General features: G+C 60.7%; 21 protein-coding genes. 13 read left to right on the plus strand and 8 right to left on the minus strand.

From position 1 onward, the window contains the following. Positions 1 to 69 precede the first annotated feature (69 nt). From mnmA to IC235_RS14160, 6 genes are all read left to right on the plus strand, one after another. A complete protein-coding gene (mnmA, locus tag IC235_RS14135) occupies positions 70 to 1,227 on the plus strand; it encodes a tRNA 2-thiouridine(34) synthase MnmA (RefSeq protein WP_191005832.1) in 1,158 nt (385 codons plus the stop codon). 31 nt (positions 1,228 to 1,258) lie between these two features. Next, on the plus strand, positions 1,259 to 2,059 hold the full coding sequence (locus tag IC235_RS14140; protein WP_191005833.1) for a hypothetical protein: 801 nt from the start codon (positions 1,259 to 1,261) through the stop codon (positions 2,057 to 2,059). A gap of 44 nt (positions 2,060 to 2,103) precedes the next feature. Further along, positions 2,104 to 3,801, plus strand: coding sequence for a S8 family serine peptidase (locus IC235_RS14145; protein ID WP_191005834.1), 1,698 nt, complete (start codon positions 2,104 to 2,106; stop codon positions 3,799 to 3,801). Between the two features lie 143 nt (positions 3,802 to 3,944). Then, the gene (locus IC235_RS14150; protein WP_191005835.1) at positions 3,945 to 4,259 is read left to right on the plus strand and encodes a hypothetical protein; all 315 of its coding nucleotides are present in this window, start codon (positions 3,945 to 3,947) and stop codon (positions 4,257 to 4,259) included. Positions 4,260 to 4,416: 157 nt separating this feature from the next. Continuing rightward, on the plus strand, positions 4,417 to 5,013 hold the full coding sequence (locus IC235_RS14155) for a riboflavin synthase (RefSeq protein ID WP_191005836.1): 597 nt from the start codon (positions 4,417 to 4,419) through the stop codon (positions 5,011 to 5,013). 60 nt (positions 5,014 to 5,073) lie between these two features. Further along, the gene (locus IC235_RS14160; protein ID WP_191005837.1) at positions 5,074 to 5,274 is read left to right on the plus strand and encodes a hypothetical protein; all 201 of its coding nucleotides are present in this window, start codon (positions 5,074 to 5,076) and stop codon (positions 5,272 to 5,274) included. 109 nt (positions 5,275 to 5,383) lie between these two features. On the opposite strand, the gene IC235_RS14165 is transcribed toward IC235_RS14160, so the two are convergent. Both IC235_RS14165 and hemF read right to left on the minus strand, forming a co-directional pair. After that, positions 5,384 to 5,995, minus strand: coding sequence for a phosphatase PAP2 family protein (locus tag IC235_RS14165; protein ID WP_191005838.1), 612 nt, complete (start codon positions 5,993 to 5,995; stop codon positions 5,384 to 5,386). 159 nt (positions 5,996 to 6,154) lie between these two features. Continuing rightward, positions 6,155 to 7,075 carry an oxygen-dependent coproporphyrinogen oxidase gene (gene hemF / locus IC235_RS14170; RefSeq protein ID WP_191005839.1) on the minus strand — a complete coding sequence of 307 codons (921 nt, stop codon included), beginning with the start codon at positions 7,073 to 7,075 and terminating at the stop codon, positions 6,155 to 6,157. A gap of 140 nt (positions 7,076 to 7,215) precedes the next feature. Here hemF and IC235_RS14175 point away from each other — a divergent pair, with 140 nt between their 5' ends. Together IC235_RS14175 and IC235_RS14180 are read left to right on the plus strand one after the other, a co-directional pair. Beyond that, on the plus strand, positions 7,216 to 9,399 hold the full coding sequence (locus tag IC235_RS14175) for an alpha-ketoacid dehydrogenase subunit alpha/beta (protein ID WP_191005840.1): 2,184 nt from the start codon (positions 7,216 to 7,218) through the stop codon (positions 9,397 to 9,399). Positions 9,400 to 9,807: 408 nt separating this feature from the next. Next, entirely contained in the window at positions 9,808 to 10,572 is a 765-nt protein-coding gene (locus IC235_RS14180; protein ID WP_191005841.1) for an SUKH-3 domain-containing protein, read from the plus strand. 733 nt (positions 10,573 to 11,305) lie between these two features. Here IC235_RS14180 and tamL read toward each other — a convergent pair. After that, positions 11,306 to 13,966, minus strand: coding sequence for a translocation and assembly module lipoprotein TamL (tamL, locus tag IC235_RS14185; RefSeq protein WP_191005842.1), 2,661 nt, complete (start codon positions 13,964 to 13,966; stop codon positions 11,306 to 11,308). Between tamL and IC235_RS14190 the strand changes: the two genes are divergently transcribed. Further along, on the plus strand, positions 13,957 to 14,715 hold the full coding sequence (locus tag IC235_RS14190) for a TrmH family RNA methyltransferase (protein WP_191005843.1): 759 nt from the start codon (positions 13,957 to 13,959) through the stop codon (positions 14,713 to 14,715). The genes tamL and IC235_RS14190 overlap by 10 nt on opposite strands. A 264-nt stretch (positions 14,716 to 14,979) precedes the next feature. Here the strand turns inward: IC235_RS14190 and IC235_RS14195 are convergent, their stop codons facing one another. The 4 genes from IC235_RS14195 to IC235_RS14210 all read right to left on the minus strand — a co-directional run bounded on the left by IC235_RS14195 (position 14,980) and on the right by IC235_RS14210 (position 20,531). Continuing rightward, the gene (locus IC235_RS14195) at positions 14,980 to 16,125 is read right to left on the minus strand and encodes a porin family protein (RefSeq protein ID WP_191005844.1); all 1,146 of its coding nucleotides are present in this window, start codon (positions 16,123 to 16,125) and stop codon (positions 14,980 to 14,982) included. Between the two features lie 18 nt (positions 16,126 to 16,143). Then, the gene (locus tag IC235_RS14200) at positions 16,144 to 17,193 is read right to left on the minus strand and encodes a hypothetical protein (RefSeq protein ID WP_191005845.1); all 1,050 of its coding nucleotides are present in this window, start codon (positions 17,191 to 17,193) and stop codon (positions 16,144 to 16,146) included. Between the two features lie 8 nt (positions 17,194 to 17,201). Further along, a complete protein-coding gene (locus IC235_RS14205) occupies positions 17,202 to 17,759 on the minus strand; it encodes an RNA polymerase sigma factor (protein WP_223847305.1) in 558 nt (185 codons plus the stop codon). 498 nt (positions 17,760 to 18,257) lie between these two features. Next, positions 18,258 to 20,531, minus strand: coding sequence for a heavy metal translocating P-type ATPase (locus IC235_RS14210; protein ID WP_191005846.1), 2,274 nt, complete (start codon positions 20,529 to 20,531; stop codon positions 18,258 to 18,260). 323 nt (positions 20,532 to 20,854) lie between these two features. Here IC235_RS14210 and IC235_RS14215 point away from each other — a divergent pair, with 323 nt between their 5' ends. Further along, positions 20,855 to 21,853 carry an ABC transporter ATP-binding protein gene (locus IC235_RS14215; protein WP_191005847.1) on the plus strand — a complete coding sequence of 333 codons (999 nt, stop codon included), beginning with the start codon at positions 20,855 to 20,857 and terminating at the stop codon, positions 21,851 to 21,853. 280 nt (positions 21,854 to 22,133) lie between these two features. On the opposite strand, the gene IC235_RS14220 is transcribed toward IC235_RS14215, so the two are convergent. After that, positions 22,134 to 22,493, minus strand: coding sequence for a CoA-binding protein (locus IC235_RS14220; protein WP_191005848.1), 360 nt, complete (start codon positions 22,491 to 22,493; stop codon positions 22,134 to 22,136). Between the two features lie 1,578 nt (positions 22,494 to 24,071). Here IC235_RS14220 and IC235_RS14225 point away from each other — a divergent pair. The 3 genes from IC235_RS14225 to IC235_RS14235 all read left to right on the plus strand — a co-directional run. Then, positions 24,072 to 24,611 (plus strand): hypothetical protein, encoded by a 540-nt coding sequence (locus tag IC235_RS14225; RefSeq protein WP_191005849.1) that lies wholly within the window; start codon positions 24,072 to 24,074, stop codon positions 24,609 to 24,611. Positions 24,612 to 25,336: 725 nt separating this feature from the next. Continuing rightward, positions 25,337 to 26,032 carry a hypothetical protein gene (locus tag IC235_RS14230; protein WP_191005850.1) on the plus strand — a complete coding sequence of 232 codons (696 nt, stop codon included), beginning with the start codon at positions 25,337 to 25,339 and terminating at the stop codon, positions 26,030 to 26,032. 132 nt (positions 26,033 to 26,164) lie between these two features. Continuing rightward, a partial coding sequence (locus IC235_RS14235) for a hypothetical protein (protein ID WP_191005851.1) occupies positions 26,165 to 26,407 on the plus strand: 243 nt, incomplete at its 3' end.

A 26,407-nucleotide genomic window follows, 5' to 3' on the forward strand; every position in this document is an offset into this window, starting at 1 on the left:
GGGGCTCCACCCGTACCTTTGTTGTTGCCAGCCGGAACCATTCAAGCTCCGGGTGAATTGCAACTCACCATGAATACTGAAGGAAAAGGAAGAGTACTGGTCGCGATGAGCGGCGGAATCGACTCGAGCGTGGCCGCCGTGCTGCTGCACGAGCAAGGCTACGAGGTGGTTGGAATGACCATGAAGACCTGGGATTACGCCAGCGCGGGCGGTTCTAAAAAGGAGACCGGTTGCTGCTCGCTCGACAGCATCAACGACGCCCGCAACATCGCCGTGCAGCTGGGTTTCCCGCACTACATCATTGATATTCGGGACGAGTTTGGCGACTTCGTCATCGACAACTTTACCGACGAGTACCTGGCCGGCCGCACGCCCAATCCCTGCGTGCTCTGTAACACCCACATCAAGTGGGACGCTCTGCTGCGTCGGGCCGACCAGCTCGGCTGCCAGTTTATTGCCACCGGCCACTACGCCAACGTTCGCCACGACGAAGAAACCGGCCGGTTTGTGGTGAGCAAGGGCCTCGATGAGCACAAAGACCAGAGCTACGCCCTGTGGGGCGTGAGTCAGGAAAGCCTGCGCCGTACCCTGTTTCCGCTGGGCGGCCTGCGCAAAACTGAAATCTATGACGAAGCCCGGCGGCGCGGGTTCACCGAGCTGGTAAACAAGCCCGAGAGCTACGAAATATGCTTTATTCCCGACAACGACTACCGCGGTTTCCTGCGGCGGCGCGTCCCGGGCCTGGAGGCCCGCGTGGCCGGCGGCAACTTCATCACCAAAACCGGCCGGGTTATCGGCCGGCACGAAGGCTACCCGTTCTACACCATTGGGCAGCGCAAAGGCCTGGGCGTGGCCCTGGGCTACCCCGCGTTTGTGCTCGAAATCCGGCCCGATACCAACGAGGTAGTGCTCGGTAACTACGACGAGCTGGCCAGCACGGCCACCGTGGTGGGCAAGCTCAACATGGGCAAATACGCCAACCTAACCAGCCGCGGCCTGGTGCCGGCCGTGGTGAAGGTGCGCTACAACCACGACGGGGCCCCCGCGTTCCTGGAGGAAGTGGACGATAAAATCCGCGTTTACTTTGAAGCTCCCGTTCACGCCATCACGCCCGGGCAGGCCGCCGTCTTCTACGAAGGCAACGACGTGCTGGGCGGCGGCTGGATTGAGCGCCACGTAATTGGAGAATTTCCCTTACCTTTTGCGGCCGTAGCGGCTGGTCAGTAGTATTGTCAGGCCGCCTCAGTGCCCCGCATTTATGCATCAGCTGTTAAAAACCTTGCAGGTGAAACTCTCCGGCCCCGCAGCCTGGGCCACCACGGCCCTAATCCTGGCTCTGGGCGCGGCTGGCTGCAAGAACACCACCGTGCCCGCTCCCGAAACCGGCCGCGACTATTACCCGGTGGCGGTCGGCAACTTCTGGGTGTACGCCGTGGTCGATACCACGTGGAGCCCGGCCACCCGGGTGTCGCCCAGCGTGGCCACCATCAGTACCTACCAATTCAAGGAAACCATTACGGACGTATTTACCGATGCGGCCGGCCAGCCGGCGTACCGGCTGGTGCGCTCCAAGCGGGTGGCCCCGGCTACTACCTTTCTCGACGACAGCGTGTTCGTGCTCAGTGCTACGCCGCAGACGGTGACCTTAATTCGCAACAATGCCCGCACGCTGGAATTAATCTTCCCGGTGCGCGAAGGGCGGCTGTGGAATTTTAACGCCTACAACAACAACTTCAACGACACCATTACCGCCGAGACCCGCCGCTACAGCCGCGTGGGCCAGTCGTTTACCACGGGCGGCACCGGCGGTATTCCCGCGGCAACCTACCCGTCGACGCTCACGACCGCCAACGCGGGAATTGCGGCCGAAAACAGCCTGCTCAAGCGGCAGAGCTACCAGCAAGTATTCGCCAAGGGAGTGGGGCCCGTTTACCGGCGCCGCGACTATTTCCTGAACTTCAACTATACCAATTCCGACGGCACTCAGGTGTACGTGCCCGGCTCTTATTTCAGTGCGGCATCGCGGCGCGAAACCCTTATTGACTACGGGCCCCGGTAGGCGGCCTTCCTTTCACTTACTACCACTACTACTTTAGGTTGGCAATGGCATCTGCATCTACTGGAATAAAATGGCTAGGCCTGGTTTTGATAGCGGGCCTGCTACCAGCTTTGGCGGCGGCTCCGGCAGCGGCGCAGGGCACGGTGCGCCGCCACTTGGTGTACTTCCGCGACAAAGCCGGCTCGCCGTACTCGGTCGCGCAGCCGCAGGCTTTCTTGTCGGCCCGGTCGTTGGCCCGGCGTAACCGGCAGGGCATTGCCGTGCTGCCCCGCGACTTGCCGGTGAACCCTGCCTACGTGGCTCAGGTGCGGGGCGTGGCTGGCCGGCCCCAGGTTATTTACACCTCGCGGTGGTTCAACGCGGCCGTGGTTTCCTGCGATTCCACTACGCTGGCCCTTATCACGGCCCTGCCCATCGTGCGGGGGGCTAACACCCTCAACCGTGGCTACCAGGCGCCTCCGCCCACGCTGCCCCCCGCGCAAATGCCCGTGTCGGCCGCGCGCCCAACCGACGCCCGGGCCCTGTACGGCTGGGCCTACCGCCAAAACGAGCAAATTGGCACCCGGGCCATGCACGAGGCCGGGTTCCGCGGCGAGGGCATGCAGATTGCCGTATTCGATGCCGGTTTCCCGGGGGTAAACCAGATTCCGGCCTTCCAGCCGCTTTTTCAGGAGCAACGCCTGGCGGGAACCCGCAATTTCGTGGACGGTGGCACCAGCGTGTACCAGCGCAACAGCCACGGCACCAGCTGCCTGTCGACCATGGCGGCTAACCAGGCAGGATTTTACATTGGCGCCGCGCCCAAGGCTACTTACCGCCTGTGCATCACCGAGGACGCTACTTCTGAGCACCCCATTGAGGAAGCCAACTGGCTGGCCGCCGCCGAGTATGCCGACTCGGCGGGCGTCGACATCATCAGCTCTTCATTGGGCTACACCACCTTCGACGACCCTTGGGGCTCGTACACATACGCCAGCATGAATGGCCGCACGGCCATCAGCTCGCGGGCCGCCACGGTGGCCGCGCGGGTGGGTATGTTGGTGGTGAGTGCCGCCGGCAATGAGGCCAACTCCCCCTGGCACTACATCTCGGCCCCCGCCGATGCCGATTCCGTGCTGTCGGTTGGGGCAGTAGACTCGCTGGGCAACCACGCGTCGTTCAGCTCGTTTGGGCCCACGGCCGATGGCCGCATCAAGCCCACGCTCTCGGCCATGGGGCAGGCTTCGGCCGTGCTGACACCCAGCGGGGCGGTAGTTCGGGGCAATGGCACCTCCTACGCTTGCCCCATTCTGGCGGGAATGGTAGCCGGCTTCTGGCAAGCCAACCCTACGCTCACGGCCCAGCAGGTTATCGCGGCGCTCCGCACTACGGCCTCGCAAGCAGCCAGGCCCGATAACGCGCTGGGGTACGGAATTCCCAATTTCGTCACGGCCTATAATACCCTGAATCCTACCCATCCGCTGACGGCTATCAACGCGGCCCCGAAGGCGGAGCCCCTGAGCTTATTTCCGAATCCGACCGGCGACGGGCCCCTCACCCTGGCGCTGCCGCCCGCCTTGCGAGGGCAGCCCTTGCACATCCGGGTCCTCGACGCCCGCGGCGCTGTGGTAGCCCAACAGCAGCTGCCCGCCGCCAGCGGCAGCGAAGTAGTGCTCCGCTTCGGGCGGCTGGCCAAGGGAGCTTACGTTTGCGAAGTGAGTGCGGGCGCCACCCGCCAGACGGTGAAATTTGTGCAGCAGTAACTTATCAGTCCGCTAAGGAAAGGGGGCCATTAGGCGCCCTTTTTTTATGCTGATTTGCCTGGATACCTCCTTGCTTATGAGGTCGATATTGCGTAACTTTAAAGCTTAAATTCACCCCGTTTTCTTGCAGTTACATGTTGCAAATGATGATTTCCAAGCGCATAGGGCGCCGCCAGTTTCACTTCACCGTGCAGGGCAATAATTTTCACGAAACCGTGGCCGAATACGACCGGCTGAGTTTCCCCGACGTCGCCGCCTGCGGCTTGTGCGGCTCCGATAATCTGGACCTGACCAGCCGGGTGGCCCAGGATAAGTTCAAGTACACTTCGGTAAAATGCCTCGACTGCCGCGGCGACCTGACCTTCGGTAAAAAGCAGAAAGACGACCAGACTGTTTTCCTGCGCCGCCGCGAAGGCGGAGAACTCGACTGGAAAGCGTTTGAGAAAGCCGACCGCTAATCCTTCGGCTGCCAAGGCGGTTATGGCAGTAGAAAACCGAGAAGAACGGCACCCTGATTCCGGGGTGCCGTTCTTTGCATTTGGGAGCGACGAGGTTCTACTTTCGGACCCTCCACCAATCCGTGAAATCCGAAAAATCCGACTAAATCCGCGATACATGTTTACTGGAATTATTGAGGCCCTGGGCACTATCACGGCCGTCGAAACCGAGGGCCGCAACCGCCACTTCACGGTGGCCTCGCCCTTCGCGGCCGAGCTGAAGATTGATCAGAGCGTGGCCCACGACGGCGTGTGCCTGACCGTGGTGGCCGTGGACCCCGCCGCAGGCACGCACGTGGTGACGGCCATCGACGAAACCCTGCGGGTAACCAACCTGAGCCAGTGGCAGCCCGGCCGCCGCGTTAACCTGGAGCGTTGCCTGGCCGCCAACGGCCGCTTCGACGGCCACATCGTGCAGGGCCACGTCGACGCCACGGCTACCTGCGTGCGGGTAGAAGACCAGCAAGGCTCGTGGCTGTTCCGCTTTCAGCACGCCCCCGGACCCGGCCGGGTCACGGTAGAGAAAGGGTCCATCTGCGTAAACGGCACCAGCCTAACGTGTTTCGACAGCACCGACGACGGCTTTACGGTGGCCATCATTCCCTACACCTACGAGCATACCAGCTTCCAGCAGCTGCGCCCCGGCGAAATTGTGAACCTCGAGTTCGACATCGTGGGCAAGTACGTCGCCAAGCTGTTGGGCCGGTCAGCTTGAAAACTCGGCAGGAATGACTGCGTAGGAGGAGTATTCCTCTCCCTTAACTTCTTGCCCGCCATGTCAAAACGTGAATTGATTGAGCCCAACGAAGGCGATAAACGGTATATCCGCCGTGACGAAGACGGCCGGATTGAGCAGTCCGTGAGCCTGAACCGGTCGCTGTCGCAAGACGACAAGCATAACTCCAAAAAAACCAGCCGCCCCGGTCAGGGCGACAAAGGCGACGGCCATACCGGTAACCGGAAGCCCGCTAAATAATGGGGCTAACTGTTATTCCAGGAAAAGACCCGCTGACACATCAGCGGGCCTTTTCCGCTCAACGAAGAGCGAAACATAACGATTCATACAACGACAAATTTGACGGGCCTCAACGGTGGGCTTGTGGGGCAGCATCCCATCGTTGAAAAAGGACTGATGCCAAGGCCCCTAATGCTGCTCCCAGTACTGCGCCGCCCAGCACGTCAGTCGGGTAGTGGGCCCCGAGGTAGATGCGGCTGTAGGAGAGCAGCGCCGCCCATCCGAAGGCGCCAATCTTAAGAGCCCGGAAGTGGCCCCGGGGCAGCACCAGCAGCAGAAAAACGGCCAGGGCCATCGAATTGGCCGCGTGCGACGAGAGGAAACCGAACTGCCCGCCGCAGCCATCGGGCAGGTACAGCTGAGCGGAAACCACGGTGTCGTGGCAGGGGCGGGGTCGGGCAAAAAAAGGCTTGAACAGGCGGCTGGTAATGCTGTCCGCCAGCGCCACGGCCGCTATCACCAGGGGTAGCAGCAGCAGCACCCGCCGCCGGAATTGGTAAATCAGCCAGATAATCAGCAGGGCGTAGGCCGGAACCCAGGCGTAGCGGTTGGAGGCAAACACCATCACCGCGTCCAGCCAGGACGTATGAGCATGGTTGATGGCCAGCAGCAGGCGCCGGTCGAGGGCCTGAAGAGAGGGGAGGGAATTAAAAATGAAAAATGAAAAATTAAAAAGGAGCATTGTAGCACAGCGGGAAGATTTTTAACTATTCATTTTTTAGTTGGCCTACTCCCGTAATCCAACCGGATATTTTGTGATTTTTAATTCTCCTATTCAATTAATCTGTTCTCGTAATGCAATCGGAGATTTTTAATTTTTAATTTCTCATTTTTAATTGATTTACCTCAGCCAGTCAACTCCCTTGCGCAGCCAGGCCAGCGTGGCGGCCTCGGGGGTGCCGGGGGCGGGGGGGGCGGGATTGTAAGCCCAGCCCGTGCGCGGGGGCAGGCTCATGAGGATGGACTCAGTGCGCCCCCCGGTTTCGAGGCCGAAGCGCGTGCCGCGGTCGAAGGCCAGGTTGAACTCGGCGTAGCGGGCGCGCCGCAGGGTTTGCCAGGCTTCTTCGCGCTCGGTGAAGGGAAGGGCGTGGTTCTCGGCCATAAGGCCAGTGTAAAAAGGACCGAACACCTCGGCCACGTCGCGCACGAACGCGAACAGCTCCTCAACCGGACCGTCGGGCCCCACGGTCAGCCGGTCGAAAAAGATGCCGCCCACCCCGCGGGTTTCCTGCCGGTGGGGCAGGTAAAAATAGTCATCAGCCCAGCGCGTGAATTTGGGATAATACGCCGGCTGGTGCTGGTCGCACACCGCGCGCAGCCGCTGGTGGAAGCGGCGGGCCTGCGCTTCGTCCACGTAAATCGGCGTTAAGTCGATGCCGCCCCCGAACCAGGCTTCGCCGTTGCCGGCCTCGAAGTAGCGCACGTTCATGTGGATGATGGGCACGCGCGGGCTGCGCGGATGCAGCACCACGCTCACGCCGGTGGCGTAAAAAGCCGGGTCGGGCATGTGCAACTGCCGGGCCGCCGCTTCGCTCATCTGGCCCCAAACGGCGGAAAAGCCCACGCCACCTTTTTCGAGGATGCCGCCGTTCTCCAGCACTTTCGAGCGCCCGCCCCCGCCCCCTTCGCGCTGCCAGGCATCGTTGAGAAACCGGCTGGAGCCGGCATCCGCCGCTTCCAGCTGCTGACACAGGCGCAGCTGAAAATCAGCGAGCCAGGTTTCTATTTCGGGGCGTGTAGTGGGCGAGTGGGGAGAGAGCACGGAAGGGCGCCGCGGAGGGCTCAGCAGGTTTTAGGGAAGGAAGACCAATGCGCCGGCCCAAACAGGGGCTGGGCCGCGGCGGCCCCAAAGATACGGCCGCGGGTAGGCGTACTTTTGTAGCCTCACTTGTTATGACCCCGATGTCTGAATTTGCTGCTTCTGCTGCTCTCGCTCCTGCCGACCCGGCGTCGGCTCTGGCCCCTGGTACTGAACTGCTGCGCCGGGCGTATCGCCTCATGCACACCGCCGCCGCCATGGCCACGCTCTACGAGCAGGAAAAGGCCACCGCGGCGCGCTACGTCCACGCCACCGCCCGGGGCCACGAGGCCGTGCAGCTGGCCGCGGCCTGCCAGCTGCGCCCCGAAGACTACGCCGCGCCCTACTACCGCGACGACGCCTTGCTGCTGGGCCTGGGCCTGCGCCCCTACGAGCTGATGCTGCAGCTGCTGGCCAAACGCGACGACCCCTTCAGCGGCGGACGGACTTATTACAGCCACCCCAGCCTGCGCCGAGCCCCGCTGCCGACCATCCCGCACCAGAGCTCGGCCACCGGCATGCAGGCTATTCCGGCAACGGGCATGGCCCATGCCATCAAGTACCTGGAAGGGCAGGGCGTGGGGCTGCTGACGCCTGACGCGCGCGACTGGTACGAATCGGGCCAACCCTTACCGGGCCTCAACGCGTGGCCGCCCGCGGACCAAGGGGGCAGTGCGGCAGCGGTGCTTTGCTCCATCGGCGACGGGGCCATGACGGAAGGGGAAGTGGCGGAAGCCCTGCAAATGGCCGTGCTCCACCGGCTGCCCATCGTGTACCTGGTGCAGGACAACGACTGGGGCATTTCCGCCACCGGCCGGGAAATGCGGGCTATGAATGCCTACGAGTTCGCCGTCGGCTTTCCCGGGCTGCGCCGCCTGCAAGTGGACGGGGCCGATTTCGGGTCGTCGTACACGGGCTTGGCTGAGGCGTTTGCCCACGTGCGGGCCCGGCGGGGGCCAGTGCTGGTGCACGCTAAGTGCCCCCTGCTCGGCCACCACACCAGCGGGGTGCGCCGCGAGTGGTACCGTAGCGACCTGGCCGCCCACCAGGAGCAGGACCCGCTGCCGCGCCTGCACCAGCAACTGCGCGACAGTGGCTTTGCCGAAGCCGAGCTGGCCGCCCTGGCCGCCGAAGCCCAGGCGACTGTGCTCGCCGACTGGCAGGAAGCGCTGGCCGCCCCCAACCCCGACCCGGCTACGTTTGCCGACCACGAGTTCGCCCCGCCCGCCGTGACGGTCGAAGCCGGTGAGCGGAGCCCCGCCGGGGCCGAAAAGGTCCTGATGGTCGACGCCGCTCTCCATGCCGTCGACGACATCCTGCGCGAGTTTCCCGAGGCCTTGTTCTACGGGCAGGACGTGGGCGGGGAGTTGGGCGGGGTGTTTCGCGAGGCCGCGCTGCTGGCCAAGAAGTACGGTGACGCGCGGGTGTTCAACACGCCCATTCAGGAAGCCTACATCGTGGGCAGCACGGCGGGCATGGCGGCGGTGGGGGCCCGGCCCATCGTCGAAATTCAGTTTGCTGATTACATCTGGCCGGCCCTGAACCAGTTGGTGGAGGAGCTGTCGAAATCGTGCTACCTCACCATGGGAAAGTTTCCGATTCCGGCGCTCATCCGGGTGCCAATTGGGGCGTACGGCGGCGGCGGGCCTTACCATTCGGGCTCGGTCGAAAGCACCCTGCTCACCATCCGCGGCATCAAGGTGGTGTACCCCAGCAACGCGGCCGACATGAAGGGCCTGATGCGGGCCGCCTTCCTCGACCCCAACCCGGTGGTGATGCTGGAGCACAAAGGCTTGTACTGGAGCAAGGTGCCGGGCACCGAAGACGCCAAAACCGTAGAGCCCGGCGCGGGCTACGTTATCCCCCTGGGCCAAGCCGCCGTAGCCCAGGCCGCCGACCCGGAGAAGCTGCGCCAGGGCAACACGGCTCTGGTGGTGACCTACGGCATGGGTGTGTACTGGGCTAAAGCGGCCAGCCGCGACTTCCCCGGCCAAATCGAAATACTGGATCTGCGCACCCTCAACCCGCTCGACTTCGAGGCCGTGACCATTGCCACCCGCCGCCACGGCAAGGTGCTGGTTCTCACCGAAGAGCCGCTGATGAACAGCTTTGCCGAAAGTCTGGCCGGGCGCATCCAGCGCCACTGCTTTGAAGCTCTGGATGCGCCCGTATTCACCCTGGGAGCCGCCAACCTGCCCGCCATTGCCCTCAACGTCGAGCTAGAGCGGCAAATGTTACCCAACGCCGCTAAAGTAGCCACGGTATTGAGCGAGCTGTTGGCGTATTAGCCGCGCTTCGGCAATTCAAGTTCTTTATAGACTCGATCAAAAAACCTGAAAAATGCAGGACGGCTCGATTGAATACGCTGAGTCATTGAGCTTCGCTTGAAGTACATTACACTGAGAAATAAAGAATATTCGTCAATGCTTTGATTTTGTCAATTTACTCACAGGATTATTTGTAAGCAGTTAGAAAAAGATGTAGCTTGTGTCGGTTCGTCAGGATGCTCCAAAACTAATAATACCTAAAATTACCAGTCACACTTACAGCAATAAATTTAGGCTAGGGTGTAAATTAGATCAAGTGATAGTAATAAGTACTATTCTGCGGAACATGATTCTGTTTCTATCGGTATTCAGTCCATTTGGACACCTGCTAGAAAATGCATGCTTAGAAGCTTGAGCTAAATTTTTATTATGACTCGAAATAAAGGTCCTTCCCAAATTGTTGGTGACTTTCTAATCCGATTTTATCACGAAGAGCCGGATGATACAAAAGCATCCACGAAAGCATTAAGAGCTATAACAGGCATGTTTGATTATGAATGGGAAGTAGCGAGTACCTTCAAAGAACTGCTAGAGATGACATTACCTGTAAATACACTGAGAGATATGGTTAGAGTTAAAGCGAATCGTCTCTGGAATTTACCTATAAAGGTAATGATTTTGACACGGCAGTGGATTTTAGTCAAGAGTAAAATAGAGCTTAGAGAAGATATGAATTTCATTTCTGAGGAAACAAAAGTATTGCTTGAAAAAGCGGGGTGGTCAGAGGCGCGACGTGTCAGTATTGAGGAATATGAGAATCACCTTGAGAAGCTAGGTTATCCTAAATTTCCAGTCGCACTCGAATTTCTTAGACGATTCGGAGGTCTTCAAATTTCAGAGAGCCCTCAAGGCGAGTCTCAAAGGAGTTACAATTTGAAGGTAGATCCCCTAAAGTTGACTCAGTGCTACCCGCCTTATGTTTTCGCAGCATTCGAAGAAGGTCTCGGTCGTCCTCTCTGCCCGGTAGCGCTGGCTGACAATGGACATTCGGCAATTGCTATGGATGAAGCAGGGCGATTCTATTGCATGGATGGTTCGGCTCTCTTTCATGTTGCGGATAGCATCTATGAGGCTATCCAAATTCTGAGCCACACCAACTGGCCAAAATTTGACAAAGTTTTAGAACTTGATTAAGATTATTTTAAATTTTATCCTAACCGTAACCATCTCGCCGTAAATCATTAAGAAAGAGTTTAATATTTATTTTAAACCAAATAAAAAAATAATTTCTATTGAAAATAATGTATTAGGGTCGAGCGTTTTCAGTATTCGTCTATAAGGAATAATGATCTTGAGAAGGTGATGAATTTCATTTCTGAGGAACAAGAAATTTAGTTGAAAAAGCGAGATGGAGCAAATTCCGCTTAGTAGACGTCAGTGAATATGAACATCACCTTGAGAAGATAGGATACCAAGCCTTTCCCGTCGTGACCCATTTCCTATAGCAATTTGGGGGAATCCAGATTTCTAAAATTCCACTGATGCAGCCCAAGGACGTTATCGTTTGAAGGTAGACCCCATAGCGTTGACTGAGTATCACTCGCGTCAGACTTTTACCGAGTTTAAACAGGCGCTCGGTAGCACTAGCTCTGAATGGAACTTCGGCAGTTGTTATGGATGAAGCGGGCCAAATTTATTTTATTGATGAGTTAGTGAAAAATCACTTTTGAACGTCCTGCTGAGCTGCTTCGACCAGCGGACGTCAGATAGAGCAGGATCGTTTTATGTACGCAAATAGCTTCTAAGCGCGGGTCGGAGTCCGCTAGGCCAGGGGGGGCTGGCATGTCTGTGATGCGGGTATCGCAGAAGGGCCGGAGGTGCGTTCTTGCGACACAAACGTACGCCAGCGCCATTCCCGGACACCTACTCAGAAGGGATACCCGATGCCAATGTTGAAAGCCGCCCCGTACTCACTATCCTTGTACAGGCGGCGGATGGCCCATTTCTCGCTGTCGGGCGCCGTGGGGTCGTACACCTTGGCGGCCACGTCAAGCCGTAAAATCAGGAAAGTAAAGTCGAAGCGAATACCGACCCCACTGCCCACAGCTATTTGTCGGCCGAAAGTTCGAAAGTCAAACTGGGCCCCGGGGCGGGGGTCGCGTTGGATGGTCCAGACGTTGCCAAAATCGGTGAAGAAGGCCCCTTTGATGAACGAGTAAATGGGGAAGCGGTACTCTACGCTGCCTTCCAACAGCAGCTCGCCGGGTTGTTCCGACGTATTATCGCGCACCCGCTGCCCGTCGACAATGCGGTAGGTGGAGTAGCCGCCCGCCCCGAGCCGGCGGGGGCGCCAGGCGCGCACACTGTTGCTGCCGCCGGCAAATAAATATTTGTCGTAGGGAATGATGAGCTGCTCCTGGAAATAGGTCGGGCCGTTCAGGGGCCTCACTTCCACGCTGGTCTTGCTCAAGGCCTGGGCCACCCCGCTGTTAAGGCGCCACACCAGGAAGGTGCCCGGCGTAAGGTGGTGGTAGCGGCGGTAATCGGCGGTAAACTTGGCAAAGTTGTACACCTGCAGGTTAAACCAGTCGGCGTGCCGGTACAGGTCGCGCGTGAGGCCCCCAACCTCGGCAAATACCCGGAGGTAGCGAGCGTCGCGCGTTTGGTTGAAATCGTTGGAGTTGTACAGCGAGGCCGCGCTGATGCTGGGTACAAAAAGCTGCGTGAACGACCGAAACAGGGGCGAACCTTCCGCGGCCAGGCGGTCAAGACTGACGCGGAAAGAGTCCGTGATGGAACTGGTGTTGACCACGTTCACCACCACGGGCGAGATCACGTATTGGTGAAAGGCCGATTTCTGCCAGATGTAGTCGTAGGTGAATTCCAGGTTGGTCCGGGTGTATTCGGGCCGGCTCACGTAGGTATCAGAAATCGAAAAGCGCGTTTTGGGGTTGTAGCGCGTCAGAAACCGGTTGGTTCGGAAGGGCACCAGAAACTGGGGCAGAACCAAAGCGGCCGTGGCCCCGAACTGCACCGTGTACTCGTCGCGGGCCGTAATTCGATTGAATTGCCCTTCGATGCCCGCCCGCACTCCCAGCTCCAGCACTTCGGCCCCGCCAAAAGGATTGCGGGTTTTCAGGCGGAGGTTAACAAACGGGCCGGGCAGGTTGGCCACGTACGTGCCGCCAAACTCCGCGGTTTCGGCAAATTTGGGCGCGGGTGAAGCGTTGATGACCGCCACCAGCTTGCCCGTGCGGGGCTGGGGGCTGGTGCTGTCGGCCACGAGTGGGTCGGGCACCTTACGGTAGTTCACCGTATTGAAGCGGAACATGTCTAGGTCGGCCAGCAGGCGCTGGGTTTGCGTGGTTCGGTCCAGGCTGTAGGGCTGGCCGGGCCGCACGAGCACTTTGCGAGCCAGCAGCCGAGTGCTGAACTTCTGCTTGTACGCGGCGAAGTGCACCGAGTCAGTAACCGTAGTGTCGGTGCGGATTCCCCGGCTAGGGCGTGAGCGAGGCCGGTCCCCAGCCCCGGACCGGGTCAGGGTGTCGCCCGCCGCATTGCGCAGGGTGCGCCCCACGCCGGCATCGGTCACGAAGCGAACCTGCTGCAGGGTGTAGAGCCGATGCCCTTGGTTAGGGGCGGGGTTGGCAATGAGGGTGCGCAGGCGCACCGTGAATTTCTCGTAGCTGGTGTCGGCTTCCAGGGTAATGTACTGCTGGCGAAAATCGTAGTAGCCCGCGTTCTTCAGCAGGGCTTCCAGCCGGGTGCGCTCCTGGCCGATGGCTTCTTCGTTGTACCGCTCGTTTTCGTGAAGCAGGCTGGCCGCCTGGCCCCGGCGCACCACGTCGGCGACGCCGGAGTCGGGAATGCTGGCCGGCTGCAGCCGGTAGAGAAACGGCTGGTTTTCGCGGATGGTATAAGTCACCGTAACGCGCCGGTACCGCTGGGCCGCATCCAGCGAATCGGGCTTGTTGGGAAATACCGACCGCAGGCCCCTGAGCACTTTCATCCCCAGTCCGGGCTGGTACCGGGCGGTGTCAGTAGCCGTCACCCGGGCCCGAAAAAAGCCCTGCGACCGCAGGTAGGTCGTCATTTGCTCGGTGGAACGCCGGGTGAGGGCCGTGTCGTACACCACCGGGGCCTGGCCCAGGCGCATGATGGCATTGCCCTTGTCGAGGGCCAGCTGCTTCCGTTTTATTTTGCGTTCGCGCTGCACCAGCAGCTTGCCCAGCTTGGCCGAGTCGGTGCCGGCCGCTTTCAGGCGGGCGTTGTACTTGGTTTGAATAGCGCGCATCCGGTTTTTGATGCGCACTGAATCGTAGAACCGGTAGCCGAGCTGGTAGATGGCCAGCTTCGGCAAGGGGAAGCGGGTGTTGGGGGTTTGCTGGATTAGGGCGGTCAGCCGTTCTTCGTTGGCCTGCTTCACTCCCTGTAGTTCCACGCGGCTGAGCAGGCGTTGGCCGGGCCGGAGCAAGCTGAACGGCGAACATCCCGCTAAAGTCAGCACCACCAGCAGCGGACCCAGGTAGCTGCTTCGCCAGCGTCCGGGCCGTAGCTTCGATGAATAGTTAGCAAACAATGGTTTCAAAAGCACTTGGCAAATACGTGCAGTCCCTGCACCAGAAAAAATATCGGCTTCGCCATGGGGCCTTCCTGGTCGAAGGCGGCAAAAGCGTGTTGGAGCTGCTAAGTTCCGACCTGGAAATCGAACACTTGCTGGTCACGCCCGAGTTTGCCTCCCAAAATCGTGCCCAGCTGCCCGCCCGGCTGCCCCGCACCGAGGCCAGCGAAACGGAGCTAACCCAGCTCGGTACCTTGGCCACCAATACTACCGCCCTGGCCGTGGCTCGCCTGCCCGCAGAAAAGCCGTTGCCCCCCACACTGCCGGAATCGGCGTTGCTGCTGGCCCTGGACGAAGTACGCGACCCCGGCAACCTCGGCACCCTGCTCCGCCTGGCCGACTGGTACGGCCTGCCCGGCGTGGTGCTCAGTCCGGGCTGCGCCGACCCCTATTCGCCCAAAACTGTGGCCGCAACCATGGGCGCTTTTGCTCGGGTGCCGGTCTGGGAGCGCAGCCTGGCCGACTGGCTGCCGGGCCTGCCGCCCACGGTCGACATCTTCGGCGCCGATCTAGCGGGCGACAACGTGCACCACCTGGCCTTACGTCCCCAAGGGGTACTCGTGATGGGCAGCGAGTCGCACGGCCTCACCCCGTCGGTCGCGGCCAGTCTCAGGCGGCGCCTGCACATCCCGCGCGGCGCGGGCGGCGCCGCCGAGAGTTTAAACGTGGCCATCTCAGCGGCCATTCTGCTGGATAATTTCTTTCGAAACCAGTAGGGGTATTGTAGCATGGTGGTTGGGGCGGTGGTGGAAACCTCCCCCCCAGCCCCTCTCCTCAGGAGAGGGGAGCCTAACGGTTAAGACAGGGCCGAGTAGACGAATTTGGGTCGCTCAGATAGAATATAAAAGCTTGTACAAGGATATTATTTCATGTATTAATAATAAAATAATTATATCGAAAGTCCGTGTGCCTGCCGTCGGGCTCCCCTCTCCTGAGGAGAGGGGCCGGGGTGAGGTGCCCCCGGTTCTAAAAACAACTAACTAGTTATCAAGCAGGCGTAAACCAAAGCTTAGGACTTGGGTGTCGGGGCCCGCGTTGGCTTTGAACAGGCCGTTCATGTTGTACTTGGCAAAGAGTACCAGGCCTCTGTAGCCAATAGTGCCTTGCAGGCCGTACAGGAAATTCTCCATGTTGTAGCTGCCGTCTTCTTTGTCTTTGTAAGTGTTTCCGTCGTCGGTGTACTTTAGTTTGGTCCAGGACTTAATCCGGTAGCCGATGAAGCCGCCGACGCCGACGCTGAAGCTGGGCTTATAGTGGTTGTCGCGCAACTGTAGCCGCAGCATCAGGGGCAGGTTAACGGAGGAAGAGGCCAGCTTGCTTTTCTGGTACTGGCGGCCGTTGGTTTCGCGCACCACGTCGGTGCGGCCGTTCTCGTTCACCCATTTATTGTTGCCGCTCAGCATGTAGTTGTTGAAGGCAAAGTGAGGGCCTGCCGTGATGCTCAGCGGGCTGCGCTTGCTGCCCAGGCGGGTAATCCAATCCAAGCCGATGCTCACGTAGCGGGCCCCTTCCGTGCGCAGGTCGACCGACTCGAGCTGACCGGTGGTGGGGCTGAGGTACTGCTTTTGATTGATAAAAGTATTGAGGCCCAGGTCCAAGATCAAGTCAGTTGTTTGATCGATATTTTTCAGGCGTACCGAATCCCGGTGGGCTTGTCGGGCCTCTTTCGATTTGATCTGGAGTGAGTTGTAGGATTTCGAGCCGTCGTCATTGGTGGTGATAACCAGGCCAAAGGTTTTGTTCAGCAGCACGTCCACGCGGTTGGTGTGGGCGGCTTTCTTGCGGGTGGTGATGCGCACTTGCTCGGGCAGGTTCTGGCCGGGCTGGTCTTTGTCGGGATAGAACTGCATCGTCACTTGGTCGGTGCTGCTGCTTTGGGCGGCGGCTTCGGCCTGGGCAATGTAGGTGGCCAGCCGTGAGGTGAGCGAGTCGAGGTGGTAGTTTTTCAGCTGCCGCAGCTGGGCCGCGTCGCGCACCATCAGGGTGAGAGTAGCTTGGTTGGGCAGGCGTACCACAATGGTATCCTTGGTGGCTACCGGATGCGTTAGGCTGCGGGCCCGGGCCACATTCAGCCCGCCAACCAGCGCCCACGTCAACAGAAAAAAGGAGAGAAAAGCGCGTTGCATAATTTTTAGAAGGAGAGGTTAGAGTTGAAGAGACTTGGTGAAGGTGCGGCCGGCTACTGTGGCTCGCAAAGTCACGTTTTCGGGCAGGCCCGTGGCTTCGGCCAGGCTGATTCGCTCGCCCCGAATCAGGTGGCCGGCTTGCTGGAGCAGCCGGCCACCCAGCCGCCGCCGCTCCTTGGGTGCTTCCACCGCCAGGGCGGTGCCGCTGGCTGGGGCGGACTCGGTCCCAGGTTCACCCCCGCGCCGCACGTCCACCGTAATCACCTCACCCGCGCTGGCCAGGCTGGGGGCGGCAATTGCCGGAACTATTTCCGGAGCCGGCTTGGAAGCTGCGGCTACTACCGGGGCTGGGGCAGGAGCCAGCTGCGGCTCGTCAGGCGCGAGCGCGGTAGGGGCCGGCTGGCCAGCGGGCGAACCGGGTGTGCGGGGCCCCGTGAGACCACCAGCTGTCGCGGCTTGCCCAAGGGCGGCCAGCCGGGCCTTTGATGCGCCAGATGCGCGGGCCAGCGGGCGAGTTGTCCGGAGTGCCTGATTTTTTTGCGGGGGGAAGGGAGCCGCCGGTTGGGCCGGGCCCATCGCCGCTAGCGGGCCGGGTTCAGCGGCCCGAGCCGGGCCTACTGGACCATTATTGCGGGCCGGGCCGGCTGAACTATTATTGGGGGAGCTGTTCGGTTGCGGACGAGGCGCCGGCTTGTCGGTTCGGATTCGCTGCGAAGCCACCGGACCCGTTTGCACGCCTGCGCCGGGAAAGCCCAGCCACAGGCTCGCCCCGCCGGCTACCAGCAGCAACGCCACCGCGGCAGCCATGGCTATGGGCCACCAGGCCGGGGCCCGGCGCTTGCCAGGGCGCAGGTGCTCGTCTTCGAGCCGTTCCCACAGCTGGCGGGGCGGGGGCGTAACGTGGTGCTGGAGGCCCTTGCGGAACAGCTGGTCGAGCTGCTCGGCGTTGGCGTCAGGGGCCTCGGCCGGCAGATTGGCCTGGAGGCGGGCCCACAGCGCATCGCCTGGGGGCGTGGTGTGGCCGTCCAGTTGGTTCCGAAATAAGTCGTCGATATCTTCAGGGAGCATATTAGGGGCTAGTTACTAGCGAGGGCGGAAAGCTGGAGCCGGCGCTGGAGCAGGGCGCGGGCTTTGCTCAGCTGCGATTTGCTGGTTCCCTCGGAGATGCCCAGCAGTTCGGCAATTTCCTGGTGGCCGTAGCCTTCCAGGGCGTAAAGGTTGAACACGGTGCGGTAGCCCGCGGGCAGGCTGGCCAGCAGGTCCAACAGGTCTTCGGCTTGCAGCTGGGTATCGGCGGTGGCGGCGGTGGTGGCCAGGTTTTCGGGCTGGGCGAAATCTTCGAACGATACCGTCATCATCTCGCGCTGCCGTAGCTGCATCAGGGCTTCGTTGACCATGATGCGGCGCACCCAGCCCTCGAAGCTGCCCTCGAACCGGTAGGTGGGCAGGGCCCGGAACATCTTGGCAAACCCCAGGAGGAGGGCTTCTTCGGCATCTTCGCGCCGCCTGAGGTAGCGGCGGCACACGGTAAGCATCAGGCCGGCCAGCTGGTCGTAGAGCTGGCGCTGGGCCCGGTGCTCACCCCGTACACAGGCGGCGATGAGGTCGGCTTCGGTCACGGTAACAGTGGGCAAAAGGCAGGCTGGCTGAGGGGTTCGAAGCGGCAGATGCGAAAGTAGCGCCCGTGGTTGCCCGAGGCCGACAATTTTCGTGGGGGCACGTGCTCACCGCTCCGATTAGTTTACCTGTGTCAGCACATCGCCTGTCAGGCGCTGGTCCTGGCCTTGGCCTGCGCGCACTATTGTGGGCCTGATGCCCTCACCAAAAAGGCGCGGCCCTAGACCTGAAACTCTAGCCCTAAAACAATGCCTCAGAGCAGGCATGCATCCGGGTTTATTACCGCCACTCTTACCCATTTTACTCACGCCTACAAAGCAACAGCCCGTTACGGGAGCAGACGCATCATATTTTTATTGGGCTTATATACAGATGATTGATCGAAGATTAAGAAAGCAGTACTCTAACGGTTAGTTGCCCGCCGGTGCTGCTATGCTACGTGCTTAAACAAGCCTGATACTGGCCTTCTCGTAGCAAGAAGTTGAAGGCCTCCAAGAGATGAGAGGTCTTCGTACTCAACCTTTCGTCGGCACAAATCCCCGTAGGCGTAGCGAATTGGTCAGCACCGACACCGAACTGAGCGCCATGGCCCCCGCCGCCAGCATGGGCGAAAGCAGGATGCCGAAAAAAGGGTACAGCACCCCCGCCGCGACGGGAATCCCGAGCACGTTGTAAACGAAGGCGAAAAACAGGTTTTGCCGGATGGTGCGCATGGTTTGGCGCGACAGCTCAATGGCCGTTACCACGCCGTGCAAGTCCGAGCGCATCAGCGTAATGCCGGCCGCCTCCATGGCCACGTCGGTGCCCGAGCCGAGGGCCAGCCCAAGGTCGGCCAGGGCCAGGGCCGGCGCGTCGTTGATGCCGTCGCCCACCATGGCCACGACGCGGCCTTCCGCTTGCAGCTCTTTCACCTTGTCGGCTTTGTCCTGGGGAAGAACCTCGGCAAAATACCGCTCGATGCCCACCTGCCGGGCGACCTGCGCGGCGGTTTGGGCGTTGTCGCCGGTAATCATCACCACCTCCAGGCCCAGAGCCTGCAGGCGCTCGATGGCCGCCGCGGAAGTTGCGCGCACCGTGTCGGCAATGCCAATCAGGCCCCGGACCTGGCCGGCCACGGCCACGTAGAGCACGGTTTTGGCCTGGCTTAGCAAGTGCGCGGCCTCGGCGGTTAGCTCGGGTGGTAGGGCGATGCCCTCATCGGCCAGCAAGCGGCGGTTGCCAACGACCACGGCCGTGCCGGCGACGACCGCGCGGGCCCCTTTACCGGCGAAGGCCCGGAAGTCGGCCGTTGGCAGTGGAGCCGCGCCTTGCGCCTCGGCGTAGCGCACTACGGCCCCGGCCAGCGGGTGCTCCGACTGCCGCTCCACGGCGGCCACCAGCGCCAGCAGCGGGCCTGCCGCCTGGCCCGAAGCGGTCAGGAAGTCGGCTACGGCCGGCTCGCCATGAGTGATGGTGCCGGTTTTGTCGACCAGTACGGTGGTTACCTGGCCGGCTTTTTCCAGGGCCTCGGCGTTGCGAACCAGCACGCCGTGCTCGGCGCCCTTGCCCGTGCCGACCATGATGGCCGTGGGCGTGGCCAGCCCCAGCGCGCAAGGGCAGGCAATGATGAGCACGGCCACGAAATTGACCAGGGCCAGTGCTCCGCGGCTGCCGGCCGGCCCCAATGCCAGCCACAGCCCCAACGTGAGCAGCGCCACGACCACCACCGTGGGCACGAAAACGGCGCTCACCTTATCGGCCAGGTGCTGAATGGGCGCGCGGCTGCCCTGGGCATCTTCCACCAGCTTCACAATCTGGGCCAGGAGGGTATCGGCCCCCACCTTGGTCACGCGAAAGCGGAACGAGCCCGTTTTGTTGAGCGTAGCCCCGAACACGGCGTCGCCGGCTTTCTTCTCAACCGGCAGGCTTTCGCCCGTGAGCATGGCTTCGTCCAGGCTCGAGTGGCCGTCGGTTATTACGCCGTCGGTGGCTACTTTTTCGCCGGGGCGTACGACCACTACGTCGCCCAACTGCACCTGCTCGATAGGAATATCTACTTCCTGCTGATTGGGCCGAACCACCCGCGCGGTCTTGGCCTGCAAGCCCATCAGGGCGCGAATGGCGGCCGAGGTTTGGGTTTTGGCCCGCAGCTCCAGCACTTTCCCCAGTAGAATCAGGGCGATGATGGTGGCCGTCGTGTCGTAATATACCTCCGGCATTAGCCCCTGGCGGGCAAAGAACCCAGGCACGATGGTGGCGGCCAGGCTGTAGAGAAAGGCGGCGCCGGTACCTAATGCAATCAGGGTGTCCATGTTGGCCGTGCGGTGCCGGAAGCCCTTCCAAGCCGAGGCGTAAAACTCGCGTCCGCTGTAGAGGAGTACTGGCAGGGTGAGGGCTAGCAGGCTATAGTTCAGCACCCGCGGGTTCAGGCGCGCCAGCAGGGCCGGCCAGAGCATGAGCATGCTCAGCGGCATGATGAGCGCCGCCAGGGCCGCGGCCACCCAGAAGCGCCGTTTCAGGTGCTCGTAGGCCGTGGCCTTTTGCTGGTCGAGCGCCAGCCCGCGCTCGGCCGCGGTGCTTGCCGGGGCCCGCTCCGCGACGCCGTAGCCAGCCTGTACAACGGCTTCTTTGAGCGTAACCGGGGTGGCCTGGGCCGGAAAGTAGTGAACGGTGGCTTTTTCAGTGGCATAGTTAACCACGGCGCTCTGCACGCCGGGCGTGCGAGCCAGGGACTTCTGCACAAAGGATGCGCAGGAGGCACAAGTCATGCCTTCAATGTCGAGGGTGATGGTTTCGGGAGTCAGATCCATGATGAGGTAAGTGCGAACGCCCAACTAGTGGCAGCTGGCCCTGGTCGGAATAGGTCCGCCCGGGCAACACAAAGGAACGGCCGCCGGCCGGGCGGGGGAGTACACAATCATCACCAAAACCTGCATAATTTGAGTGCTTGGGTGTTGGTGTTTGGTGCTTAGGCGGGAATAGTTTATGGTTGGGGTTCGTGCTATTCGGCTCGCCGGGCTGAGCCGTGCGGACCTGTGTAGTAGCCTTGGTTAAACTTCGATCCGTAGTTTGCGGCCCGGGAAGGCCGCTCGTGCCTGAGCTGGGCCTCATCTACTCATTCTATTCGCCTCGCATGGAGTTGCTAACGGTATCCGGCATTAGCTTGGTGGAGCAGGGGAGCGAGGTGTTGCGGCAAATCAGCTTTAGCCAGCGTTCGGGTCAGAAGTTGGCGGTGGCGGGCGAGTCTGGTACCGGTAAAAGCACCCTGCTGCAAATTATTGCCGGCCTGATTCAGCCCAGCGCCGGGGAAGTGCGCGTGAATGGCCGCCGGGTGCGGGGCCCGGCTGAGACGCTGGTGCCCGGGCATGCGGGGGTGGCTTACCTGTCGCAAAAGTCGGAGCTGCCGCACGCCTTGCGGGTCGGGCAAGTGTTGCGCTACGCCAACAAACGCCCGGAGGCCGAAGCGCAGGCGCTCTACGAATTATGCCGCATCCGGCACCTGGCCGAGCGCCGTACCGACCAGCTCTCCGGCGGCGAGCAGCAGCGGGTAGCCCTGGCCCGGCTACTGCTCGGGGCACCCCAACTGCTACTGCTCGACGAGCCGTTTGCCCACCTCGACCGAGGGCACAAGCGCCTGCTCCAAGCCATTATCGAAGAACTTGGAGCCCGGCTAGCCATCACCTGCCTGCTGGTATCGCACGACCCCCCCGATACGCTGGCCTGGGCCGATGAAATCCTGGTCCTGCGTCAGGGCCGGATTGTGCAGCAAGGTCCCCCCGCCCAGATCTACCAGCAGCCGGTTGACGAATACACCGCGGCGCTGTTCGGGGAGTATAACTTGGTGCGCGGCCCCGACTGCCAGGCCCTTATACGCACTGCTGGCCGCCCCGCCGCCCCCCAACTGCTGGTGCGCCCCGAGCACCTGCTGCTCGGCCCAGTCGGCCCGGGGGGAGTGAGCGGCACCGTGAAGACCATCCGATATTTCGGCAGTTACTACGAAGTGGAAGTCAGGCTGCGCGAAACCACCGTGCGGGCTCGAACCAGCACCAGTAGCCTCGCGCCCGGCGAGGTTGTGCAGGTTTCCGTGGCGGCTGGCGGCGGCTGGCTCCTGCCTTTATCTGCGGACTTATAGGTGGTTACACCCTAGTTAATCCAGTTCTTCTTGCCGGTAATACCCGCCGCATCTTTCTGCTGACCTTTGGCTGCACGGTTGGCGGGAAGAAGTTGCGATAGGGGTGCCGACACCGCCGAGAATGAATAAACTACTGATGGAATTTGCTAGCAGGCAATGGCAACGCATACTGGTCTGTGGGTAGTTGCGCCATTAAGTATCACTATCTGTTTAACAACTAATTCTAGCCATGCGTCTCTACCTCCGGTTGAGGAAACCAAACCACTCCTGAAAGCCGGGTTTAGTACTGACCGATCGAAAGTAGCACCAGTGTGCAGGCTTCTTCCGTTTCGATGCCGTGCTGTTGGGCCAGACGCTCCAGCTCCGGGTTTTCAGTGCCGGGGTTGAATAAAATGCGTTTAGGTTTTAAACCAAGGATGTAGTCGTACCAGGCGGGCTGGTTCTGCGGGCCCACGTACAAGGTAACCGTGTCCAGGTCGGGCTCTTGGGGGCGGTCAGTGTGAATGGGCAGGCCGGCCACCTGACCTTGGCGAATGCCCACGGGCACCACTTCGTGCCCGTGATTCTTAAGTTGGTGTACGGCCCGGTACGAGTACCGCGCCGGGTTGTCGGAGGCGCCGAGAACGAGGGTTTTTTTCATGTTTGAAAACAAGGTAATACTATTCAATGCCAATTGCGTTAATGCTGGCCCTTTATGTACGAGTGGCACCATGCTTTAGGTGGTGGTTGCTAGTATTCTGTTACCCACGCCAACAGTTAGGAGTAGGGGGTAGGCCAGTTAAGATGTGGCCGGTGAGCATGCGTCTGGGCGTGCGTAGTCAGGCCGGATGAACAGGGGAGAAATAGGTGGATTACCCGGAGTAGTTGAGCCTGGTTAATGCTTATTGTCAATTATTTACTTGGCTTATAATGGTGCTACGGGATTGGCAGGGCTCCAACACCGTTACCCCTGGCGGTGGATGCAGGTCAATGGAGCCGGCGCCAGGACCAATGAATTTGGTTGTTGGTCCTACCGCTGAGGTTATTCATCCAAATAAGTAAGTAAGGAGATATCCACCTGGACAACTTTGTAGGAATGCCTGAGCTAAACACTGGTTACGCTTCCTTTCTACCTATGAAAACAAAATTTGTCCTAGTTCCGGCTGCTAAACGCGCCCGCAAGCCTCCGCGGCTACCCCATGGTGGCGGCCCAGCAATGTGTTCGCTCGTTTTTATTTCCTAGTTACCTACCATTGAGTCAGTGGTGGATGCAAGCTTCAAGGCCCCAGCCCAGCGGCTACGATATCTACGGCTAGCCTTGCACCAGAGGCAGCCGCAGCCTCATCAACGGCGTAGGCATCACTCTGAAAACGCAATAAACCTTCTCGGCTGCCCCGCTACCGGCTTGGCTCTCCCCGGCGCTGCTGGCAGGTGCAGTCCGGCTTTTCGCCTTTTTCATCTCTTTCTACACCCCATGACCACCACAAGACGAGTGCCCTTTACCCGCGTCGGGTGCCTGTTGCCGGCCCTGCTGCTGCTATGTATGTCCCCGCCGAGCGAGGCCCAACCGGCCGCTCGTCAGCCGCCCCGCCAGCCCAAGGCGGCCCACGCAACGCCTGCTGAATCCCGATCAGCTCCCCTGCGTATCACTGCTCGCGACGCTTCGGCCACAACGCCTGCCCCCGCATTTCGAAAAGATTCCCTCTTTACCAATCCTTCCTTTGAAGGAGTCACACCACCTGTGCTCTTTTCCATGGCGCCTTGGGTGCCCATCCCCGGTTGGTATGGGGTGATGAATAATCCTCATCTATTGCCCAATACTACTGGGTTGATGAATGGCTACGGTAGCAACCTCGCGCCTAGTGATGGAAACAGTTATTTTGGAATACATTCTGATAATCTTTCTGGTGGATTAGGATACTCGACTTTCGGTCAGCGCTTACGCGTGCCGCTGAAAGCGGGCGTTACCTATACGTTTCTGGTCGACGTGGCTTATGCTCTTAACTACAATCCATATAATACGTTAAACCAATTACCTATCACTTTACAGGTAATAGGTCAGCCATTCGGTGCCATTAACGTATTATGGAGTAAGGTTATTCCAATAACCCGTACCACTTGGCAAACAGACACGGTGACCATCACGCCTACAGCCGAAGTCAACAGCTTACAGTTTTATCCTGGTGGTATTAATGCTCCTCGCTCACAAGGGGCGATATTGATCGATAACTTACGCACCATGCCGAGTCTAGCGCTACGGCAAGCCGACGGCACGGCCCAGCCGGCGGGCAAGCCCTTCCGCCTGCTCTGGCAGCCCGTGCTCACCGTCGGCGACCTGGACAGCCTGGCCCGGCCCCAACTACGCGGCACAGTGACCACTTTCCGCGGCGGGCGCGTGCCGCTGCCCCCAGCTTTGCAAGTGATTAATGCCAAAGGCTTCTACTTTTTCCAGGAAGCCGCACCCACTGCCGGGCAGGACACGACCTACTACGCCCTGTACGTGCGCAACACGCCCCTGCCCAACGGAGCCAAAGACGACACGCTGCGCCACCTCTATCAATGCGGCCGCACCTTCGGCTCGCAGGCCGGCCTGCTGGGCGGCTCGCTCCAGCCGCTGGCTTTCGGCGGCCCGTCTGCGGCCCCGGCTCAGCGTGCGGCTCCGGCCCTGGCAGTCCCCGCCGCCCGGGCGGGCCGCTTACCCACGACGCCCGGGCAACGCTCTGACCCGCTGGTCGGGTCGCAGCCCCGCCTGCTGGCCCCGCGAAAGCGGGCACGCTAGCCCCTTTGCTGGTCTTCCTCACGACCGGCCCGGCTTTCCCGGCGCCGCTGGCAGGGGAGTTCGCTTTCTGCATTTTTTTTCTCCACCCCATGACTACCACGAAACTACTATCCTTCGCCAGCGCTTGGTGCCAATTGCTGGCTCCGCTACTCTTGCTGCTGACATCCCCGCCGAGCGGGGCCCAACAGGTCTCCCGTAAACCGAACCGCTTAGCTGGTACCTCTCGTTCTGCTTTAGCGAGCCCCTCCAAGTCCGGGCTGTCTTCCACTCAATCCGCTTCTGGCAACGCCTCGAACACCCCCGAATTTCGGAAGGATGCCCTCTTTATCAATCCCTCGTTCGAAGAGCCTGGAAATCATGGTATTCCTGGTTGGAATGATATGTGCCCATCGTGGTACAGTACACTGCCGGTACCACCTGGACTAAGCTACGTACAGAGTAACCTCGCGCCGACGGATGGAAACAATTTTCTTGCAATGTCTTATATTGACATCCCTCGTCGCAATGCGGCCGGTACCATCTTCCAGCACTTACGCGATACGCTCAAAGCAGGTGTCACCTATACGTTCTTAGTCGATGTGGCTTATGGCCTTGACTATTTTATACCGAGGTTCGGGTATCTTGGGGAGCAAGCCCCTCTCACATTACTGTTTCGGGGTTATACGCGAGATTGCAACATGTCTAACGGCAACATGGTCAGCTTATTATGGCACAAACTTATTCCGATGTCTCGCATCAGTTGGCAAACGGATACGGTGACATTCACGCCTGCGACTGATATCACTCGCGTATCATTTAGCGTTGTTGGTACTGGGTACGACCCCGCGTGTGTCTCTAATTGTGGCCAAGTTGGAGCGCTGTTGCTCGACAACCTGCGCACATTGACGGGCCCGGTGCTGCAGAAAGCCGATGGCACGCCTCAGCCCGCCGACAAGCCCTTCCGCCTGCTCTGGCAACCCATCCTCCCCGTCGGCGAGCTCGACAGCCTGGCCCAGCCCCAACTGCGCGGCACGGTGCACACCTTTCACGGCGGGCGCGTGTCCCTACCAACGAATTTACAGGTGACTGAGGGCAAGGGGTTCTACTTCTTCCAGGAAGCCAGCCCCGCCGCCGGCCAGGACACGCTCTACTACGGCCTGTACGTGCGCAACAAGCCTCTAGCGAATGGAGCCAAGGATGATACGCTGCGCCACCTCTACCAGTGCCGCCGCACCTTTGGCTCCCAGGCCGGCCTGCTGGGGGGCTCCCTTGCCCCCCTGACCATCAATAGCCCGCGCGCCGCCGCGGCTCAAAGTGCAGATCCAGCCCGCGTGTCCCCCGCCGTCCGGGCGGGCCAATTACCCACAAGACCCCGGCGGCCCCTTGACCCACTAGCTGGGCCGCCGCCTGGCCTGCACGTCCAGGGGCGGCGGGCGCAGTAGCCACTTTTCATTCTTCACTCACCCCCAGTAGCCCCGCGGCCAGAGCCCCGCCCGGCGCAGAATCCGCGCGCCCGGCGCCGCTGGTGGGGGCGGGCCAGCTTTCTTCCTCCACCTCCATTTTCTCTACCATCCATGACCACACCAAGACGAGTCCCCTTCCACACCGGGTGCCTGCTGCTGGCCCCGCTGCTGCTATTGGCCTGCCTTCCTAGCCGGGCCCAACCCGTGCCCATCCGCAGCTTGCGCGAGCTGCCGCTGCCCAAAGAGCTGCGCCTGGCCGCGCGCCCATCCCAGCAGTCCATCCTGGCCCCCTACGAACAGTTCACCGGCGGCGCGCTCACCGACTTCCAGGGCAGCGGCCTGACTTTCACGGCC

Source organism: Hymenobacter montanus (genome assembly GCF_014699115.1).
GTDB lineage: Bacteria > Bacteroidota > Bacteroidia > Cytophagales > Hymenobacteraceae > Hymenobacter > Hymenobacter montanus.

What these genes read in the sequence shown, in the direction of transcription:
- IC235_RS14220 (WP_191005848.1), bottom strand. Translation starts at nt 22,493, where the DNA reads ATGAAAAAAACCCTCGTTCTCGGCGCCTCCGACAACCCGGCGCGGTAC.
- IC235_RS14225 (WP_191005849.1), top strand. Translation starts at nt 24,072, where the DNA reads ATGCCGAGTCTAGCGCTACGGCAAGCCGACGGCACGGCCCAGCCGGCG.
- IC235_RS14210 (WP_191005846.1), bottom strand. Translation starts at nt 20,531, where the DNA reads ATGGATCTGACTCCCGAAACCATCACCCTCGACATTGAAGGCATGACT.
- IC235_RS14180 (WP_191005841.1), top strand. Translation starts at nt 9,808, where the DNA reads ATGACTCGAAATAAAGGTCCTTCCCAAATTGTTGGTGACTTTCTAATC.
- mnmA (WP_191005832.1), top strand. Translation starts at nt 70, where the DNA reads ATGAATACTGAAGGAAAAGGAAGAGTACTGGTCGCGATGAGCGGCGGA.
- IC235_RS14200 (WP_191005845.1), bottom strand. Translation starts at nt 17,193, where the DNA reads ATGCTCCCTGAAGATATCGACGACTTATTTCGGAACCAACTGGACGGC.
- IC235_RS14190 (WP_191005843.1), top strand. Translation starts at nt 13,957, where the DNA reads ATGGTTTCAAAAGCACTTGGCAAATACGTGCAGTCCCTGCACCAGAAA.
- IC235_RS14230 (WP_191005850.1), top strand. Translation starts at nt 25,337, where the DNA reads ATGTCTCGCATCAGTTGGCAAACGGATACGGTGACATTCACGCCTGCG.
- IC235_RS14155 (WP_191005836.1), top strand. Translation starts at nt 4,417, where the DNA reads ATGTTTACTGGAATTATTGAGGCCCTGGGCACTATCACGGCCGTCGAA.
- IC235_RS14175 (WP_191005840.1), top strand. Translation starts at nt 7,216, where the DNA reads ATGTCTGAATTTGCTGCTTCTGCTGCTCTCGCTCCTGCCGACCCGGCG.
- IC235_RS14140 (WP_191005833.1), top strand. Translation starts at nt 1,259, where the DNA reads ATGCATCAGCTGTTAAAAACCTTGCAGGTGAAACTCTCCGGCCCCGCA.
- IC235_RS14215 (WP_191005847.1), top strand. Translation starts at nt 20,855, where the DNA reads ATGGAGTTGCTAACGGTATCCGGCATTAGCTTGGTGGAGCAGGGGAGC.
- IC235_RS14160 (WP_191005837.1), top strand. Translation starts at nt 5,074, where the DNA reads ATGTCAAAACGTGAATTGATTGAGCCCAACGAAGGCGATAAACGGTAT.
- IC235_RS14145 (WP_191005834.1), top strand. Translation starts at nt 2,104, where the DNA reads ATGGCATCTGCATCTACTGGAATAAAATGGCTAGGCCTGGTTTTGATA.
- IC235_RS14150 (WP_191005835.1), top strand. Translation starts at nt 3,945, where the DNA reads ATGATGATTTCCAAGCGCATAGGGCGCCGCCAGTTTCACTTCACCGTG.
- IC235_RS14165 (WP_191005838.1), bottom strand. Translation starts at nt 5,995, where the DNA reads ATGCTCCTTTTTAATTTTTCATTTTTCATTTTTAATTCCCTCCCCTCT.
- IC235_RS14195 (WP_191005844.1), bottom strand. Translation starts at nt 16,125, where the DNA reads ATGCAACGCGCTTTTCTCTCCTTTTTTCTGTTGACGTGGGCGCTGGTT.